The organism is Nocardia sp. NPDC049220 (assembly GCF_040647855.1).
GTDB lineage: Bacteria > Actinomycetota > Actinomycetes > Mycobacteriales > Mycobacteriaceae > Nocardia.
Map to the genome: position 1 here is coordinate 189,190 of NZ_JBEZDA010000008.1, position 17,965 is coordinate 207,154.

General features: G+C 65.1%; 12 protein-coding genes. 8 read left to right on the forward strand and 4 right to left on the reverse strand.

The annotated features are described in order from the left end of the window. Positions 1-3 precede the first annotated feature (3 nt). Positions 4-189 carry a hypothetical protein gene (locus AB0C34_RS19635; protein ID WP_357074577.1) on the reverse strand — a complete coding sequence of 62 codons (186 nt, stop codon included), beginning with the start codon at positions 187-189 and terminating at the stop codon, positions 4-6. Here AB0C34_RS19635 and AB0C34_RS19640 point away from each other — a divergent pair. The 6 genes from AB0C34_RS19640 (at position 188) to AB0C34_RS19665 (ending at position 9,613) form a co-directional block, all read left to right on the forward strand. Next, the gene (locus AB0C34_RS19640) at positions 188-2,365 is read left to right on the forward strand and encodes an indolepyruvate ferredoxin oxidoreductase subunit alpha (RefSeq protein WP_357074580.1); all 2,178 of its coding nucleotides are present in this window, start codon (positions 188-190) and stop codon (positions 2,363-2,365) included. The two genes, AB0C34_RS19635 and AB0C34_RS19640, sit on opposite strands and share 2 nt — an antisense overlap. Further along, on the forward strand, positions 2,349-3,971 hold the full coding sequence (locus tag AB0C34_RS19645; protein ID WP_357074584.1) for an indolepyruvate oxidoreductase subunit beta family protein: 1,623 nt from the start codon (positions 2,349-2,351) through the stop codon (positions 3,969-3,971). The genes AB0C34_RS19640 and AB0C34_RS19645 overlap by 17 nt, the downstream gene beginning before the upstream one ends. Before the next feature lie 904 nt (positions 3,972-4,875). Next, complete coding sequence (locus tag AB0C34_RS19650; protein ID WP_357074587.1) at positions 4,876-6,360, forward strand: MFS transporter; 1,485 nt, start codon at positions 4,876-4,878, stop codon at positions 6,358-6,360. A 391-nt stretch (positions 6,361-6,751) separates the two neighbouring features. After that, positions 6,752-7,510 carry an SDR family oxidoreductase gene (locus tag AB0C34_RS19655; RefSeq protein WP_357074590.1) on the forward strand — a complete coding sequence of 253 codons (759 nt, stop codon included), beginning with the start codon at positions 6,752-6,754 and terminating at the stop codon, positions 7,508-7,510. Between the two features lie 169 nt (positions 7,511-7,679). Next, entirely contained in the window at positions 7,680-9,293 is a 1,614-nt protein-coding gene (locus tag AB0C34_RS19660) for an FAD-dependent monooxygenase (protein ID WP_357074593.1), read from the forward strand. After that, positions 9,287-9,613 carry a putative quinol monooxygenase gene (locus AB0C34_RS19665; RefSeq protein ID WP_357074596.1) on the forward strand — a complete coding sequence of 109 codons (327 nt, stop codon included), beginning with the start codon at positions 9,287-9,289 and terminating at the stop codon, positions 9,611-9,613. Before AB0C34_RS19660 ends, AB0C34_RS19665 begins: the two co-directional genes overlap by 7 nt. A gap of 55 nt (positions 9,614-9,668) precedes the next feature. Here AB0C34_RS19665 and AB0C34_RS19670 read toward each other — a convergent pair whose 3' ends face one another. Continuing rightward, a complete protein-coding gene (locus tag AB0C34_RS19670) occupies positions 9,669-11,837 on the reverse strand; it encodes an acyltransferase family protein (protein ID WP_357074599.1) in 2,169 nt (722 codons plus the stop codon). 245 nt (positions 11,838-12,082) lie between these two features. Further along, on the reverse strand, positions 12,083-14,425 hold the full coding sequence (locus tag AB0C34_RS19675) for an FdhF/YdeP family oxidoreductase (protein WP_357074602.1): 2,343 nt from the start codon (positions 14,423-14,425) through the stop codon (positions 12,083-12,085). Positions 14,426-15,160: 735 nt separating this feature from the next. On the opposite strand from AB0C34_RS19675, the gene AB0C34_RS19680 reads away from it, so the two are divergent. Beyond that, positions 15,161-15,823, forward strand: coding sequence for a DUF1345 domain-containing protein (locus AB0C34_RS19680; RefSeq protein ID WP_357074605.1), 663 nt, complete (start codon positions 15,161-15,163; stop codon positions 15,821-15,823). A gap of 105 nt (positions 15,824-15,928) precedes the next feature. Here AB0C34_RS19680 and AB0C34_RS19685 read toward each other — a convergent pair whose 3' ends face one another. Further along, on the reverse strand, positions 15,929-16,264 hold the full coding sequence (locus AB0C34_RS19685; RefSeq protein ID WP_357074608.1) for a metalloregulator ArsR/SmtB family transcription factor: 336 nt from the start codon (positions 16,262-16,264) through the stop codon (positions 15,929-15,931). A 163-nt stretch (positions 16,265-16,427) separates the two neighbouring features. On the opposite strand from AB0C34_RS19685, the gene AB0C34_RS19690 reads away from it, so the two are divergent. Further along, entirely contained in the window at positions 16,428-17,951 is a 1,524-nt protein-coding gene (locus AB0C34_RS19690; RefSeq protein ID WP_357074727.1) for an ABC transporter substrate-binding protein, read from the forward strand. Positions 17,952-17,965: the final 14 nt, after the last annotated feature.

Sequence of the window (17,965 nt, forward strand, 5' to 3'; positions counted from 1 at the left end):
AGGTCACACTCCGGTGTCCATCGGCTGCGTGACGAGGCCCATCGAGCAGTTGTCGCCGACCGGGTTCGGCGTGCGGAGACCGTCGGCGCCGACGCGGGGGCCCGCGCTGCCAATCGTCGTCGGCTCCCGAATCCCAGCGCGCGTGCTCGGCCAGATCGAGAAATAAGCCACCGCAAGGAGGACAACCATGGCCGAACGGTCATTCGCCAACGAGGTCGGCAAGCTACGGCAGGGCGCGGGGAGCACCTTGCACGTCGAGGGCATTCTGGCGGTCACCAAGGCGCTGTTGCAGTCGGGAGTCGCCTACGTCGGCGGCTACCAGGGCGCCCCGATCTCCCATCTGATGGATGTGCTCGGCGACGCCAAGGAAGTCCTCGACGAACTCGGCGTCTATTTCGAGAACAGTGCCTCCGAGGCCACGGCCGCGGCGATGCTGGCCGCGTCGGTACACTATCCGCTGCGCGGCGCGATCACCTTCAAGTCGACGGTCGGTACGAATGTGGCCGCCGACGCGCTGGCCAACCTGTCGAGCGGCGGCGTGACCGGCGGTGCGCTGGTGATCCTCGGGGAGGACTACGGCGAGGGCTCCAGCATCATGCAGGAACGTTCACACGCGTTCGCCATGAAATCCCAGATGTGGTTGCTGGATCCGCGGCCGAACGTCGCGGCGATCGTCGACGCGGTCGAGGCAGGATTCGAACTCTCCGAAGCCAGCAACACCCCGGTCTTCCTGCTACTGCGGTTACGCTCATGCCACCTGCACGGTGGGTTCGAGGCCAAGGACAACCAGCGGCCGCCGATGACGGTGACCGAGGCGGCGCAGCAGCCGAAACGGGACGTCAGTCGAATCGTATTGCCGCCGGCCAGCTTCCAGCATGAGCGAGAAAAGATCGAAGACCGCTGGCCGGCGGCGGTGAAGTACATCACCGAGCGCAAGCTCAACGAGGTGTTCGGCAACGATCTCGCCGATGTCGGAATCATCGTTCAGGGCGGTCTCTACAACACGGTCAACCGTTCGATGGAGTTGCTTGGCTGCTCGGATGCGTTCGGCCGCACCCAGGTGCCGATGTACGTGATGAATGTGGCCTACCCGGTGATCGACTCCGAAGTCATCGACTTCTGCCGGGACAAGCGCGCCGTGCTGTTGGTCGAGGAGGGCCAGCCCGACTACATCGAACAGAACATCAACACCATCCTGCGTCGCGCGGATGTGCGAACCGCATTGCACGGCAAGGACTTGCTGGCTGCGGGGGGTGAGTACACCTCCCTGGTCGTCACTCGCGGACTGCACGCCTTTCTCGGCGAGTACCTGCCGGAGGTCATCACCGCCGAACCCGCACTGCTGCGCCCGGTCGACGATCCGACCAGCCCGTTCGCCGCCCGAGTCGAGCCACAGATCGTGCAGCCGCGCCCGCCCGGTCTGTGTACCGGCTGCCCGGAACGGCCGATCTTCGCCGGGCTCAAGCTCGCCGAACGCGAAACCGGTCAGCACCATATCAGCGCGGATATCGGCTGCCATCTTTTCGCGATCAACGAACCGTTCAACCTCGGAGCCACGACCATGGGTTACGGGCTCGGGTCGGCCGGTGCGGCCGCGCTGAACTCAACCGGCGCCGACCGGAGAACGATCGCGGTGATGGGCGATGGCGGCTTCTGGCATAACGGGCTGACCAGCGGAATCGGCAATGCGGTGTTCAACAAGAACGACCAGTTGACGGTCGTCGTGGACAACGACTATGCCGCGGCCACCGGCGGGCAGGACATCCTGTCCTCGCACGCCGACCTCCCCATGCGATCTACCAGGCACCCGATCGAGAAGGCGGTCCGCGCCATCGGGGTGAAGTGGGCCAAGACGATCGACCACACCTACGACGTCACCACAGTCCGAGATACGTTCATCGAGGCGCTCACCACCGACGAACCGGGGCCCAAGGTCCTGGTGATGCAGAGTGAGTGCCAGCTCAACGCGCAACGTCGGGAGAAGACGAAGCGCACGAAGGCGCTGAAGGACGGAAAACGGGTCGTCCGGGAACGCTTCGGCGTCGACCCTGAGACCTGTACCGGTGACCACGCCTGTATCCGGGTCTCCGGTTGCCCGTCGCTGACCATCAGCGACAACCCCGACCCGATGCGCACCGACCCCATCGCGACCGTGCTGGACAGCTGCGTCGGCTGCGGGGTTTGCGGCGCGAACGCGCACGCCGCCGTGCTGTGCCCGTCGTTCTATCGCACCGATGTGGTCTACAACCCCACCCGCAAGGACCGCCTGCTGGCGCGACTGCGCACCTGGTGGATCGGACTGCTCGTGTGGGGAATCGAGCGCCGCGCGGCCGAGTTGGAGGTCTGTGATGTCGAGTTGGTATGACGGGCAACGCCCACTGACGCTGGCGATCCTGGCGATGGGCGGCGAGGGGGGCGGCGTCCTCGCCGACTGGGTCGTGGCCGTCGCGGAGCAGGCCGGTTACTTCGCGCAGACCACATCGGTGCCTGGTGTCGCCCAGCGCACCGGTTCCACCGTGTACTACGTCGAACTCTTCCCCCCGACGCCGGTCGGGACCGAATCCCGCGAGGCCGCCGGCACCCGACGTACCGAGCCCATTCTCAGCGTGTTCCCCACACCGGGTGAGGTGGATGTCGTCATCGCCTCTGAGCTGATGGAGGCCGGGCGCGCCGTCCAGCGCGGCTTCGCCACCCCGGACCGGACCACCCTGATCACGTCGACGCACCGGGTGTATTCGATCAACGAGCGTATGGCGCTCGGCGACGGTCGGGTCGACAACGAGGCGCTGCTTTCCGCTGCCCGAACTGGATCGAAGCGGTTGATCTCCGCCGAGTTCATGGCGATGGCCGAGGACGCGCGCAGCGTGATCAGTGCCGCACTGTTCGGGGCGCTGGCCGGATCGGGTGCGCTGCCCTTCACCAGGGAGCAGTTCGAGCGGCCCATCCGTGACTTCGGCAAAGGCGTCGACCAGTCGCTGAAGGCGTTCGCCGGCGGCTTCGCTGCCGCCGCCCGCCCGGCCGATCCCTCGCGCACATCCCAGCCGGTGGAACTCACCCTGACACCGAGGCCGTTGTCGGCGCAGGAGCGCAAAGCGCGAGAGGAGAAGCGCCGCAACGAGATCGCGGCCACCGATCCGGGTGCTCTCGTCGGCCGGAAACTTCGACCGCTCGCCGCCGATGTCGCAGACCTGCCCGCCGCGGCGCGGTCGATGATTTTGCACGGCCTCGTCCGGACCGCGGTGTACCAGAATCCGGCGTACGCGCGGCGGTACTTGGAGCGGGTCGGTAAGTTCGCCGCCGTCGACCCGGACACCGACGGCGCGGCCCGGCTGACCACCGAGGGCGCCCGGCACCTCGCCCTATGGATGTGCTACCAGGACACGATCCAGGTCGCGCAGCAGAAGATCCGGCAGCATCGCATGTCCCGTATCCGTGCGGAGGCCCGCGCCGAGCCCGATCAGCTCATCCAGGTTCGCGAGTACCTGCACCCGCAAATCGACGAGATCACCGACACCTTGCCGACCTGGCTCGGCGCGACACTACGCCGGTCGACCGCATTCCAGCGACTGGTGCGCAAGGTGACGCACAAGGGCATGATCGTCAACACCAGTTCGATCACCGGTAATACGGCGCTGTCGGTCATGGCGCGCATGCGCCCGCTGCGCCCACGCTCGCTGCGCTTCGTGCGGGAACAGGCGGCCATCGAGGAGTGGATGGCGAGGGCGCTGTCCGTCGCCGCCGTCGACGCGGACCTGGCGTGCGAAATCGTCGAATGTCAACGGGTGCTGAAGGGTTACGGCGCGACGTACGAGCATGGCAGCGACAGCTTCGCCGAGCTCATGAGCGCGGCCGAAGAACTCGCCGGGAAACCGGACGCAGCCGGACGTTTGGCACGTCTACAGGCCGCAGCCCTCGCCGACGAGGACGGCCGCACGCTGGCAACGGAACTCGGTGTGACTACGGGCCTGTGATCGGCCCGCGGTCTATCCGCCGGCTGCCGCGTCGATCGAAATTGTACTCGGCGGCGGAGATCTCGTAGCGGCGGCTCGAGCGGCCGCATCACCACCGTCCGCCGTACCACTTGCTGTTCCAGCCGACTGTTGGATCTCTCTCGCTCGGCGTGGCTGCGGACTCGGCCTGGAGGCAACGGGCAGCGTCCTCAGCCGCGCGGTAGCCGCAGATTCGACGGGATGGGTCCGCTCGCATTCGATCATCTCGCGCACGGGCGCAGTGCGCCCGAATCCGGACGGATTGCGCGGCATGTGTACGCCACAAGCCCTTTCATCACAAGTCGTTCGAGTTCGGCAGTTCGCACAACTCACGGATCTCGTGGCCCTCCGCCCACCCGCTCTCGGTGTAGATGTTACTGCTCGACACACTTGTATCGTGCCGTCAAACGGTGGCACAATTCACAGCGAGCCAACGTCCAGGTAACCCGAACGCAACCTCGGTCCACAGCACCGGTGAGAGGCGATATCAGTGCGCATGTCGCGACTCGAGTCCGGGGCAGGTCCCTCCGGACCGAGCCCGGCGGCACCGGTCCGCAGCGCGCAGCGCGTCCTGCCGAGGCGGTGCCTGGCCTGGGGCGAAATTGCCCCGATCGAGACCGCCGAGAGGTGGATGGGGCGGCGCACCCGAAGAGGGAATACGCACGACACGGCCGCCGGAGTGGCGGAATTCTCTGAGCCCGGCGGCACAGCGCAGCTGAATCGAACCGCCACCCGTAATTCGATGGACCCGTCCGAGCGAAAATCTGGCCGCAGCGGAGAGGATCAAGAATAGGGCTTGAATATCGATACGGTCGTATCCGATACCCATAGGCGCATGGATGAAATAGCATTTTTCGACAACTGAGGTGATCGCAAATTGACAGCAATGCAACCTGAAGTCATTCGAAGTCTGGTCCCCGCTCGGATGGACCGGCTTCCGTGGACGAAATTCCACTGGCTCATCGTGGTAGGTCTCGGCGTGTCCTGGATCCTGGACGGGATCGAGATCCAGATCGTCAGTAGCATGGGCGGCGCCCTGCAGAGCATCGACAGTCTGCACCTGACGAGTGGTCAGGTCGGCGCCACGGCGTCTTGGTACCTGGCCGGTCAGGTCGTCGGCGCACTCGTGTTCGGTCGACTCACCGACAAACTCGGCCGGAAGAAGCTGTTCATCCTGACCTTGGCGATCTATTTGATCGGCAGTGGATTGGCGGGTTTCGCCTGGAATAGTTGGTCGCTGTACCTGTTCCGTTTCATCGCAGGCACCGGGATCGGTGGGGAATACGCGGCGATCAATTCGGCGATCGACGAGATCATGCCGTCGAAATATCGGGGCCGGGTCGACATCGCGATCAATGGCACCTACTGGGGCGGGGCGGCGCTGGGTGCGGTAGCCAGCCTGTTCCTGTTCAATGAGGACCTCATTCCGGCCCATTGGGGATGGCGACTCGGGTTCTTCATCGGTCCAGTGCTCGGGCTCATCATCATCTTCCTGCGTCGGCACATCCCCGAAAGCCCCCGCTGGCTTCTGACGCACGGTCGGGCAGCCGAAGCCGAACGAACCGTCGACGAAATCGAAGCGCAGGTTCGCAGTCAGGGCGTCGAACTGCCCCCGGTGGACGAGGGAAAGGCGCTCGACATCGTCGAAGAGGTGCGGCTTTCCTATCGGCAGATGGCCCGGGTGTTCTTCGGACAATATCCATCCCGTTCCTTCCTCGGATTCACGATGATGGCCACCCAGGCCTTCTTGTACAACGCGATCTTCTTTACCGTTGGCCTGGTACTGATCAATTTCTACGACGTGCCATCCGATCACACCGGCTACTATTTCTTCCCGTTCGCCTTGGGTAATCTGATTGGCCCGTTGGTACTTGGTCCGCTCTTCGACACCATTGGTCGGCGGAAGATGATCTGCGCGACATACGTCGGATCCGGGGTGCTGCTGTTCATCTCCGCATGGATGTTCTCGGCGGGCATGCTCAACGCCACCACCCAGACCGCCGTTTGGTGTGCGATCTTCTTCTTCGCTTCGGCCGGTGCGTCCTCGGCCTATCTCACCGTGAGTGAGATCTTCCCACTCGAACTGCGCGGTCAAGCTATCTCGTTCTTCTTCGCCATATCTCAGGGCACGGGTGGCGTCATCGCGCCGTTCCTCTTCGGTCACCTGGTGGGAGGCGCCGACAACCCGAACCCCGACCGGTTCCCGCTCACGGTGGGTTACATCATCGGCGCCGTGGCCATGGTCTTCGGTGGTTTGGTCGCCTGGTTCTTCGGCGTGAACGCCGAAGGCCGTGCACTCGAGGACATTGCGGATCCGTTGTCCAAAGCAGCACCTCCGGAAAAGGCTCCCGACGTGGCCGTGAACGACTGAACACGGATTCTCGATGCCTCGCCGCGACGTGGTGGAAGTGGGCGTAAGCCAGGACTTCCACCACGTCGCGGCTCGGCGCAACTGCCGCATTCGCGGCATCGTGTCTGTCGCTCGCGTGAGATCACCGCGAATCAGACAGAAAGTCCCTGCTGCCCGTTTAGGACACGCAGGTAGCGGCAATGTCGTTAGGCGGTCACCGTCCACCGCGCCTACCATCGATTTCAGAGGTCGACTCTCGATCTGTTGCCCTGAGTAGCGGCAGGTCGGACCGGTGGACACGCTGATGGCGCGCCTGTCGGGATGAGGATGAACAGGGCAATGTGAGATATCTACTCGCAAGCGTCGCCGCCGGCCGGTGATCAGCCGCTGGCACTCATCCATCGGAGGAATCATGACCAGGGCAACCTCTTCGGTTTCCACCCGACACGAACCGGATCTGGTCGGACAGTCCGTCGTCGTCATCGGCGGCAGTGCGGGAATCGGACTCGAGACAGCTCGCCGCGCCCGGGCCGAAGGCGCCGAGGTCATTCTCGTCGGCCGCAATCCCGATCGGCTCGAGCGCGCGGCGCTGGAGCTCGGCGCGCAGCGCTTCGCGGCGTTCGACGCCAATGACCCGGGTTCGCTGCAACGGTTTTTCCAGGACCTGCCAGAACAGATCGACCATGTGATGGTCACGGCCGGTGGCCCGAAATACGCACCGCTGCTCGAGATGGACTCAGCCCAAGTGCGCGAGGTACTCAGTGGGCACGTGGTGCTGGCGCTCGAGGTCGCGCGCAATGCCGTCGGCAAGATGAGGCCCGGCGGCACGCTGCTACTCATGGGCGGCACCGGCGGGCGACGCATCGGTCACGGCCTCGGGATCGTTTCCGCCGCCACCGCCGCGCTGCCGCCGTTCACAGCGGCACTCGCACTCGAACTCGCGCCCGTTCGCGTCAACCTGATCGCCGCCGGATTCGTCGACACCCCGTTGTCGGCATCGCTGCTCGGAGATCGGCTCGAAGAGCGCCGCAATGAACTACGAACAACGCTACCGATCGGTCGGGTCGTCGGACCGGCCGATGTCGCCGCGCTCGCCGTCCACATCATGAGTAATACGGCACTCACCGGCGCGACGTACGACATCGACGGCGGACAGCAGTTCGTCTCCTGATACAAACAGGAATCGCCCGGCGACCGAGCTGTCCACTGCCTTGACCGTTGCGGAGCGGTCGAGCAGGAGCGCTCGTGGGCCGTCGGACCGTGCCGGCGGAAGACGAGGTCCGGCTCCGCTCGCTACCGTCGAAGCCACCGGCTGTTGATTACCGGCAGGGAGCCTGACCATGAATCAATCGAGACCCGCTCGTCCCGTCCTGATCGTCGGTGCCGGGCCGACCGGGCTGACCGCGGCCGTCGAGTTGTCGAGACTGGGCGTGGATATCCGCGTCATCGATCGGTCGCCCGCACCGTCGACCACGTCCAAGGCGCTGGCGGTACAGGCTCGCACGGTGGAATTGCTGCAACCACGTGGGGTGGGCGAGTCGATGCTGCGGGCAGGTAAGCAATGCACCGCAACCTCGATCTATGGTCGAGACAGAAAGCTGGCGACGGTCGAGTTCGAGCGCATACCGGGGCGCTTCAAAGCCATTCTCCTGCTGCCGCAGTCGGAGACCGAACGCCTGCTGTCCGAGCAACTCCACCGGCAGGGCGTCGACGTCGAACGCGGTGTCGAACTCATCTCCTTCACCCAGGACGCGTCCGACCCGCACGGCGGGGTCCGTGCCGTGCTCGAGAACAGCAACGGCACTCGGGAGACACTCGATGCGGCCTATCTCATCGGTGCCGACGGCGCGCACAGTAGCATCCGGCACGCTCTCGGGCTTCCGTTCGCGGGCACCTCGTTGGCACAGAGCTATCTTCTGGCTGATCTGCACCTCGACGGTGACATACCGAAGGACGAGATATCGATCTTTTTGTCCGCCAAAGGGTTCGTGGCGATCTTCCCGATCACCGAGCATCGCTGTCGCTTCATGGCCACTGCGCCCGACATGCTGTCGCGCGATTCTGACGCACCGACACTGCAGGACCTGCAGAGTGTTTGCGATGGCGTCGTGTCCATGCCGGCCCGGTTGCGTGACATGAACTGGAGTTCCTGGTTCGTCATCAACAGCCGCCACTTGGCGACCTTGCGTGTCGGCAACGTATTCCTCGGCGGGGACGCCGCCCACGTGCACAGTCCCGCAGGCGGGCAGGGCATGAACACCGGCATCCAGGACATGATCAATCTCTGCTGGAAACTTGCGTTGGTGCGCACCGGCGACGCCAAGCCTTCGCTGCTGGATACCTATCAGACCGAGCGACTCCCGCTCATCGGCAAACTGGTCCGCGCTACCGAGACCGCGACAAAGGTGTTCAACTCCACCAACCCGATCGTCTACCACCTGCTCACCCATATCGCACCGATCGCCCTTGGCACCGACCGAGTGCAGAATATGGCGACCGCGGTACTGGGGGAGGTGAGCGCAAACTACCGCGACAGCCCGATCGCCCACGGTGGCGGGCGCGTCGGCAGGTTGCGCAGCGGCGACCGAATACCCGATATCGAGGTCGTTGTCCTCGGTGACCGTCCACCGGTGTCGGCCCGCCTGTACGAACTTCTCGACCTCGGCAAGCTCACCCTGGTCGTGACCGATCTCGGCATCGACACGGCCGTCTTGGCCGAGCGATTGGGTCCGTGGCGCGCTGTTTTCACCATCCGTCATGTCGCGGTCGCCCTCGACCAACCGGACCTGCGTGGGCACGACGCGGATGTCGCGGCCGATCTTCGTGCGCAACCAGGCTTTCTGCTGATCAGGCCGGACGCATATGTCGCCGCGGTTGCCGACGAATCCGTGGCGCTCAGCGATCGGCTCGACGCCTGGTTTGTCCGTGCCAACGCCGAAGGAGCATCGTGCTGACGATCGCCATCCGATTTCATGTTCGCCCGGAGTGGGCCACGCGGTGGCTGGACTTGGTCGAGGAATTCACCGAAGCGACTCGTGCCGAGGAGAGCAACGCTTGGTGCTGGTGGTCGCGAAGCGTTGACGACCCCTGCGTCTTCTTTCTGCTGGAAGGGCATCGGGAGGCCGGGGTCGAGGACCACCTCGCCTCGCCACTCATCCGCAAGATCCAGCGAGAATGGCCGCAAGCGTTAGTCGATACACCGAAGCTCATCATCGCCACGGTTCCCGTCGACGGTTGGCAGACGATGGAGATGCTCCCGGTTCCGCCGCACTGACCACCATGGTGCGGGGTAATTCGGGTTGGCGACAGGTCGCGCCGGACGCACGGTGCTACGGCTCGGTCATGGCGAGCGCGCGGTCGGCGAGCATGCCGATGACCGGTGCGAGTGTCCGGGCGTAGCTGACGGTGAGGTGGTTGTCGTCGCGGTACACCAGGTTGTTTCCGACTATGAGGGGGCAGCGCGCTTCGGTGCAGAACAGCGAGGTCAGGTCGGCATACTGTGCGCCGTCGACGGTGGCCGCTGCCCGCTCGGCCGCGATGCCCACGTCGTTCACCGCCTCGGACCGCGTGGGAGCGCACGCCGACGCGTCATCGATGTGCGCGGACAGGCACGTCGGCACCGTGGCATGCGGATCGGGAATCCCGCCGAGGACGAGGACGGCTGATCCGGTCGTCCGCAGGTGAGCTACCAAGCGGTTGAGGCTGTCGATCCATGCCCGGTCATAGGACACGAAGCCGAAGTCGCCCCCGTAGCGCCTGGACATACTCACCACGATCAGCCGCGGGCGTTCGATGCCCAGCCGAGCGAGGACTTGGCCGCGCCATTGCTCACATTCGGCGTATTTCCGGCCCAGATAAGGGCTGGTAATGGGCAAATCGAGCAGTGGGCAGGTGACCTTGGCCATGGTTTCCAGCCGCCAGTGTCGCTGGACGGCGACCTGCTCGAACGCCGGATCCCACATCGCGGCATGGGAGTCGCCGACCAACGCGACCGTGGTGGCCGAGTCCGGATCACCGGAGGCGCACTCGTCCTGGCCCACGTCGCGCCAAGACCGCACACACCCATTGACGAACACGTCTGCCTTGTCGCCGGGTGCGGCGGCGAGCGATGGCGTGAGATTCGAAGGAACAGCACCGATTTCGGCCGACGTCGCTACCGCGGAATGTGTTTGTGCCATCAACTGCCGGATCGCCTCGTCACGAGAGTCGGTGGCGGGAGCGGCCGGTGCATGGGGTACCGAGAGAGCGAGGGCCTGCGCCGCCGTGCCGTGGCCGACCGGAGTGGGCACGAGCACGAGCAGGACCAGCGCGGCGGACAGGGCGACCGCGGTGCTCGCGCCGCCACAAGCGAGGCTGAGTGTGGCCGAACGCCGTACCGGGGCGGCGAAGCGAACCGGATCCTCGACCAACCACTGGGTGAGCATCGCGAGTCCGCCGGCCATGCCGACCGCTCCGAGCGAGCCGACCGGCCCGAGCGGGTGGTCGAGGACATACGGAGCCAGCACCAACACCGGCCAGTGCCAGAGATACCACGAGTACGAAACTTTGCCCACCGCCCGTATCCAGGGCACGGCCAGCATTCGACCTGCACCGAATCGTGTTTCGGCACACCCGGATACGATCACCAGGGCCGCGCCCAGGACAGGCGCCAGTGCCGCGGTGCCCGGATACGGTCCTTTCTCGTCCAGGTGAACGCATGCCGCGCCGATCCCGATCAGCCCGCCCCATCCGGCGAGAGCGGCTACTGATTTCGGTATCCGGCGCCACACGGCGGCCGAGAGTGCCAGCACGCCGCCAATGGCCAGCTCCCACGCCCGTGCAGGCAATGAGAAGAACGCCCACGGCGGCAGCGTCCTGGTCCAGATCAGTGAGATCGTGAAGGAGAGCGCGGCGACGACCGCGAGGACGATCAGATAGGGCAGCGGCGAGCCCGAGCCGGCTCGGCGCCGCCGCACGAACCAGGCCGTCGCGATGATCAGCGCAGGCCACAGCAGATAGAACTGCTCTTCGACACCGAGTGACCAGAAGTGCTGGAATGGCGACGCCGGAGCGTCACCGGCAAGGTAATCGGTGCCGTGCAGCGCGAGCCGATAGTTCCCGGCATACACTGCGCTCGCAATTCCGTCGCCGAGGACTTGGCGGGCTTGCAGTGGCGGCAGCAGCACCGCTGTGGCGATCGCGGTGGCCACCAGCACGATACCCGCGGCGGGCAGCAGTCGCCGTGCCCGCGCACCATAGAACCGGATCAGGTCGACAGTGCCGGTGGCCGCCGCTTCGCGGTAGAGGATTCCGGTGATGAGATAGCCGGAAATGACGAAAAAGACGTCCACACCGACGAAACCGCCTGCGACCCCGGGTGCACCCGCGTGGAATAGAAGAACGGCCAGTACCGCGACCGCTCGCAGTCCCTCGATATCTGGCCGAAATCCTTGCTGCGGCGACGCATTGTGATCCCGGTCTGCCCGCCGATTTCTCAACCCGCTGACCGTGGCAGTCATGGGCTGCATTGTTATCGGTCTCGTCCGCCGTGTCGCGGCGACGCTCCGACCTGCGTGTATATCGACCAGATTTTTCTTGTAGCCCGGCGTGATCGGTATGCATGTCGGCGGGTCCTCGAGTCGATCGAGAGAGATCGTGATATACGCCGTCTAGTATCGGTGGACGAATTCGGTGCTGCGGTCAATTCATCGAATCTCGGCCAAATTCCGCAAAGGAATTCCTTCCGTGCTGATGCCTGACCTCGTTACGAAAGTTCTTTGTCGGACAGTCGGTTCGAACGCTGCACGGTGACCGTCAGATTTTTCATGATCGGCTGGTCGCTCTGGGTGCTGTAGTCGCCGATCGCGCACAGCACGTTCAGCTCCGGCATATAGCCGGCGGTGCATCCCAGCGGAATGGGGTAGGGGATGACCTTGTAATTGTGCACCGACCGGGTGCTGCCATCGCGTGCGATGCTGGTGATGTCGACCTCGTCGAATTGGTCGAGTCCGCGCTCGCGCATGTCCTCCGCGTTCATGAAGATCAGAGTGCGCAGGTTCTTCACTCCCCGATAGCGATCGTTGTCGGAGTAGATGGTGGTGTTCCACTGGTCATGCGAGCGCATTGTCGTCAATGTCAGTGTTCCTGGCTCCCTGGTCAGGTCGGGCAGTGCGGCGGTGGAGAATTCCGCGCGCCCGGACGGGGTGAGGAACACCAGTTCTCGCGCGGGCTGGCGGATCCGGAAGCCGAGCGGCAGCCGGACGCGCCGGTTGAAATCCTCGAATCCGTCGAGTACATGGGCCATCGTGTCGCGGATCCGGTCGTAGTCCTCGACGTAGTACTGCCACGGGGTCGCGCTGTCGGGTAGAGCGGCCCGCGCGATACCTGCGATGATCGCCGGTTCGGACATCAGGTGGGGGGAGGCCGGCTTCCGCATGCCCCTCGACAGGTGCACCATGCTCATCGAGTCCTCGACCGAGGTCTCCTGGATTCCGCCGCGTTGCTCGTCCTTCTCGGTGCGGCCCAGACACGGCAGGATCACCGCGCGGGTGCCGTGCACCAGGTGGCTACGGTTGAGTTTCGTGCTGACCTGGACTGTGAGGTCGCATGTGCGCAGCGCGTCGAAGGTGTAGGCGGTGTCGGGCGCGGCAATGGCGAAGTTGCCTCCCATTCCGACGAAAACCTTTACCTTCCCCGCGTGCATCGCATCGATCGCGGAGACGGTGTCGAGGCCGTGTTCGCGCGGCGGATCGAATTCGCAGACATGGGCCAGCCGGTCGAGGAATTCGGTGGTGGGGCGGTGGTCGATGCCGCATGTCCGGTTGCCCTGTACGTTGCTGTGCCCGCGCACGGGCGACGGGCCTGCGCCCTCGCGACCCAGATTGCCGCGCAGCAGCAGCAGATTCACGATTTCCCGCACCGTGTCCACACCGTGCTCATGCTGGGTGACACCCAGACACCAGCTGATAATGCTGCGATCGGCCCCGCAATAGATCCGTGCCGCCTTCCGAATGTCGGCGACTTCGACACCGGACTGCCGCTCGATCTCGGTCCACGAGGTGTTCTCGCACATGGCGCGATAGTCGTCGAAACCGATGGTGTGCCGCTCGATGAATTCGTCGTCGATCGCCTTCGAATCCGAACGTGCCTCTTCCAGAACGGCTTTCGACATGCCGCGCAGCAGCGCCAGATCGCCGCCGATGCGCGGTTGCAGATTCAACGTGCTGGTCGGCGTCGCATGGAACGTGGCCATCTGCGCGAAATCGTGGGGGATGATCGCGCGGCGTGCGGCGGCTTCGACCAGCGGGTTGATGTGCACGATCTGGGCGCCGCGCTTGGACGCCTCCACGAGCGCGGTGAGCATGCGTGGCGCGTTGGATGCCGCGTTGACGCCAAGGATGAACAGGGCGTCGGTGGTCTCCCAGTCCACCAGGTCGGCGGTGCCCTTGCCGGTGCCGATCGCCGCCTGCAGGGCGCGCCCGCTCGCCTCGTGGCACATGTTGGAGCAGTCGGGCAGGTTGTTGGTGCCCAGTTCGCGCGCCAGCAGTTGGTACAGGAATGTCGCCTCGTTCCCGAGCCTGCCCGAGGTGTAGTAGGCGGCCTGGTTCGGGTCGTCGAGCTCGCGCAATGTGCGCCCGACGAGTTCGAACGCTTCCGGCCAGCTGATGGGGACGTACTTGTCGGTGTCGGGGTCGTAACTCATCGGCTCGGTGAGTCTGCCCTGGTTCTCCAGGTCGAACTCGCTCCAACGCGCCAGTTCGCTCACCGTGTGGGCGGCGAAGAAGTCCCGGTCGACCCGCTTGTGCGTCATCTCCCACGCGACGTGTTTGATGCCGTTCTCGCAGATGTCCAGGTGCAGGCCCTTTATGTCGTCCGGCCAGGCGCAGCCAGGGCAGTCGAAGCCACCGTCCTCGTGATTCATTTTCAGAATCGCGTGTGGACCAGCGATGCCTTCTTGTTCTCGGGCGAGGAATCGGGTAACGCTCTTGGCAGCCCCCCACCCTGCGGCCGGGTGATGGTAAGGGCGGAACTCCGGTTCGACTTCTTTGTCGCGAGTCCCACTCGGTCCGTAGTCGGGATCGAACTCTTCCTGCGGACGAACAGCCATGGCGTTTTCCCTTCGGCGACTCTGAGGTCGGGGTGTCACGCGGTCGGGAACCACACGGATTCCCGACTACCGGTCCCCGCTGCTGGCTGGTGGAGACGTGTTATCGATCTCCTGGTGCACGATCTGCTGGGGTTCGACGCGCCACCTGCGTGTGGTGCCTGTCGTCGGCCGGCAGATCCAGCGCCGCCTCATCGACCCGGCTCGATGTCCCGAGTCTCCAGTCGTCACCAAGCGGCGTTCGACCGCGGCGTCCTTCTCGATGTACTTACGGTACTCGTCGATCGTGTCCGGGCCGACGGTGTGTGGTAAGTCCGCCACGGGCCAGTGTGGCTCTAGCAACTTTCCCGCATCTATCGAACGATCGCTGTCGGGCCGGTGCCGACGATGTCGGCGGTTCGCCGTGGATCAGGTCGGGTGCGGCGATGCCGAGCAGGATGACCTCTGGTCGGCCAGGCGGAGGTCGGACCTACTCGCGTCGGGCACGGTTGCGCTCCGCAACGCCGGATGCGGGGCTGGACGCGCTATCGGCGCGGTCGGATGCGGTGGACCGCATTCGGCTGACCCTCGGCACCGCCTGTTCGCGACCGCAGCGTGCTGGTCGCCGACCGGGTGTCGACTCGGGCCGATGCCCTGCGTCTCCCGCCGCCTGTCACCGCGCGGCGGTGTGCCGACCCTCGTCGTCGACCGTGTCGCGTTTCTGGTCGGGCAAGCAGCCGCCCTAGGATCGGCTATTGCATGGCAACTAGCCGGTATGGTGAACGAGTGCGCACCTGGTTGCTGCTGTCCGCAAGCGCCCGACTGATCGGTTCGCTCGGTGCCGGTGTCGTGGTCGGAGTGCTCGTCGCCGGCCTCGGCGAGACGTTGATGGGGGTGCTGGCCGGCATCGCCACTGCGGCAACTCTTTTCGTATCCGCCGGCTGGCTGGCACTGTGGCCGCTCGACGCCGCGCAAACCGAAGCGAACGCGCGACGTGAGGACTTCCAGCCCGTCGTGGAGGAGTTGTCCGTCGTGGCAGCTGCGCTGAGCGGACTCGTCGGCATCGTCACCATCCTGGTGCTCGGCCGTTCCGCCGCCGGACACGCGGCAGCCGCGACCGCACTGGGCGGTGTGTTCATGGCTTGGTCGGCACTGCATCACGTGTACGCCACGCGCTATGCCTACCTCTACTACGAAGCCCCCGGCGGCGGTATCGATTTCAACTCCGCGGAGCGACCGGCGTACCGGGACTTCTTCTACTTCAGCTACAACCTGGGCATGACCTATCAGGTGTCCGACACCGCCGTATCCAGCCGGCGAATCCGCGCCATCGTGCTGCGGCACTGCCTGCTCTCGTACGTCTTCGGCGCGGTCATCCTCGCCACGACAATCAACCTCGTCGCCGGAATCGTCATAGGCTGACCCGGGCCGAGACGCATGATGGGTCGCTCGAACTCGCGGATCGTGTCGTCCGCACCTATCCTGTATCCGGCACAAAATATGGCGCCGATTACCGGTACGGCCGGATCAACGATGGCGCGCGCCGATGATGTGCAAAACGTCGTGAATGGTCTGATCGCTGAGCCGATTCGTGACCGCACGTCCGGCGCGCTCGGAGGTGACACAGTTCTCCCGGCGCAACACGCTCAATGCCTGCGAGATCGCGTTTTCGCTGCGTCCCACCGCTTCGGCGATTTCACCGACGGTGATACCTGGGCTGCGATGCAGGCAGAGCAGGATTTCGAGCCGATTGGGATCCGACAGTAGGTCGAAGCGGCGCGACCATGCGCGAATCTCGATATCGGCGAGGGCATCTCGTGCTCGTCGGACCGGCGATTCTCCTGTTGGCTTCGGCTCTCCCATAGCGCTGATAATCGTAACCGGATGGCGAACACTCCCGTATCATCTGTTGATCTGAACAGATGAACAGGGGGAGATTCTGATGCGGGGTACTTTTCGCCCGCCGCACGCGGTCGGGGCGCTGTTGGCGATCATCATCGCCGCGACTTCTTGTGGCACCCCCACCATGGTCAGCCGCGACTCGATTGTGCTCGCCGACGCCTATGATCTCGGCGGATACAACCCGATCGGCGGATATGGCGCCGCCGGGGAATCGAAGTTCTATGACGGACTGCTGCGCCTGTCCGGTGGCACCGCCATGCCCACTCTCGAACCCGCCCTCGCCGCCCGCGTACCGGCCGCTGACCCCACCAGCACCCAGTGGACGGTGACTCTGCGACAGGGCGTGCGGTTCAGTGACGGCAGCAGTTTCGATGCCGCCGATGTGGTCGCTACCTACCGTGCCATCCTCGACCCGGCCTCCGCGTCGGAGATTCGAACGTCGTTGGAGATGATCGACCGTGTTGACGCCACCGACCCGGTCACCGTCCGGTTCACTCTGCGCTACCCGTACGCCGCATTTCCGGTCAAGTTGCTCATCGGCATCGTCCCCTCGGAGTCCGTGGCCACCCCCGGACCAGCCGCCGAATCGTCACTCAACACCGCACCGATCGGCACCGGCCCCTACCGGTTGACGAGCCTCTCGCCCGACCGCGTCGTCCTCGAAGCCAATGAAACCTATTGGGGTCCCGCGCCGCAGGTGAAGCGTTTGACGTCGCTGTATGTGCCGGATGACAACACCCGAGCCCAACGCATGGCCGCGGGAGAACTCGACGGCACCACGCTGCCGCCGCTACTGGCACGCAACTTCGCCGGCCGCGCCGCGATGTCCGTGGTGACGAATGCCTCCGCCGACTGGCGCGGCGTGTCGCTGCCCACGGGGCACCCGGTCACCGGCGATCCTGCGATCCGTCGCGCCCTCAACCACGCCGTCGACCGCACCGCCATCATCGCCAATGTTCTCGGCGGTTGCGGCCGCCCCGCGCACACTCCGTTCGCGTCGGTGTACGGACCCGCGCACAACCCCGACGCTGTGTTCGCGTTCGACCGCACGCTGGCCACAACGGTCCTCGATGCCGCAGGATGGCGCACGGGAACCGACGGTATCCGCGAAAAGGATGGCCGCCGAGCCCGATTCACGATCATGTACAACTCCACCGACACCTTGCGCCGCGACCTCGCGCAGGCCTTCGCGTCCGATGCCCGCCGGATCGGCATCGACGTCGTCCTCGAGGCGCTGTCCTGGGATCGCATCGACCCCCGCGTCGACCGTGACGCGATCCTGCTCGGCGGCGGCGGAGAACCGTACGACCCCGACACCCAGGCATATAAGACCCTGCACTCCAGCTATCTGAATCCGACCGTCGGCAGCGGCTACGACAACGCGAGCCGCTCCGCGAACCCCACCTTCGACATGCTGCTCGACCGCGCTCGCCGCGCCATCGATCCCGGTGAACGTGCCGCCGCCTACCGTGACCTGCAAACTGCCTACATCGCCGAACCCAGTTACGTGTTCCTGGCCTTTCTCGATCACGTCTACGTCGCCAGGGATACGGGATGGGTCATGTCGGGGCCGGTGTTGGAACCACACAGCCATGGTGTCGCCTGGGGGCCGTGGTGGTCACTGCATACCTGGACCAGACGACCGTGACGGCACGCCGGCGC

Coding starts and splice junctions, on each gene's coding strand:
- AB0C34_RS19635 (WP_357074577.1), bottom strand. CDS start 189: ATGGTTGTCCTCCTTGCGGTGGCTTATTTCTCGATCTGGCCGAGCACG.
- AB0C34_RS19660 (WP_357074593.1), top strand. CDS start 7,680: ATGAATCAATCGAGACCCGCTCGTCCCGTCCTGATCGTCGGTGCCGGG.
- AB0C34_RS19675 (WP_357074602.1), bottom strand. CDS start 14,425: ATGGCTGTTCGTCCGCAGGAAGAGTTCGATCCCGACTACGGACCGAGT.
- AB0C34_RS19640 (WP_357074580.1), top strand. CDS start 188: ATGGCCGAACGGTCATTCGCCAACGAGGTCGGCAAGCTACGGCAGGGC.
- AB0C34_RS19685 (WP_357074608.1), bottom strand. CDS start 16,264: ATGGGAGAGCCGAAGCCAACAGGAGAATCGCCGGTCCGACGAGCACGA.
- AB0C34_RS19670 (WP_357074599.1), bottom strand. CDS start 11,837: ATGACTGCCACGGTCAGCGGGTTGAGAAATCGGCGGGCAGACCGGGAT.
- AB0C34_RS19655 (WP_357074590.1), top strand. CDS start 6,752: ATGACCAGGGCAACCTCTTCGGTTTCCACCCGACACGAACCGGATCTG.
- AB0C34_RS19690 (WP_357074727.1), top strand. CDS start 16,428: ATGGTCAGCCGCGACTCGATTGTGCTCGCCGACGCCTATGATCTCGGC.
- AB0C34_RS19650 (WP_357074587.1), top strand. CDS start 4,876: ATGCAACCTGAAGTCATTCGAAGTCTGGTCCCCGCTCGGATGGACCGG.
- AB0C34_RS19680 (WP_357074605.1), top strand. CDS start 15,161: ATGGCAACTAGCCGGTATGGTGAACGAGTGCGCACCTGGTTGCTGCTG.
- AB0C34_RS19645 (WP_357074584.1), top strand. CDS start 2,349: ATGTCGAGTTGGTATGACGGGCAACGCCCACTGACGCTGGCGATCCTG.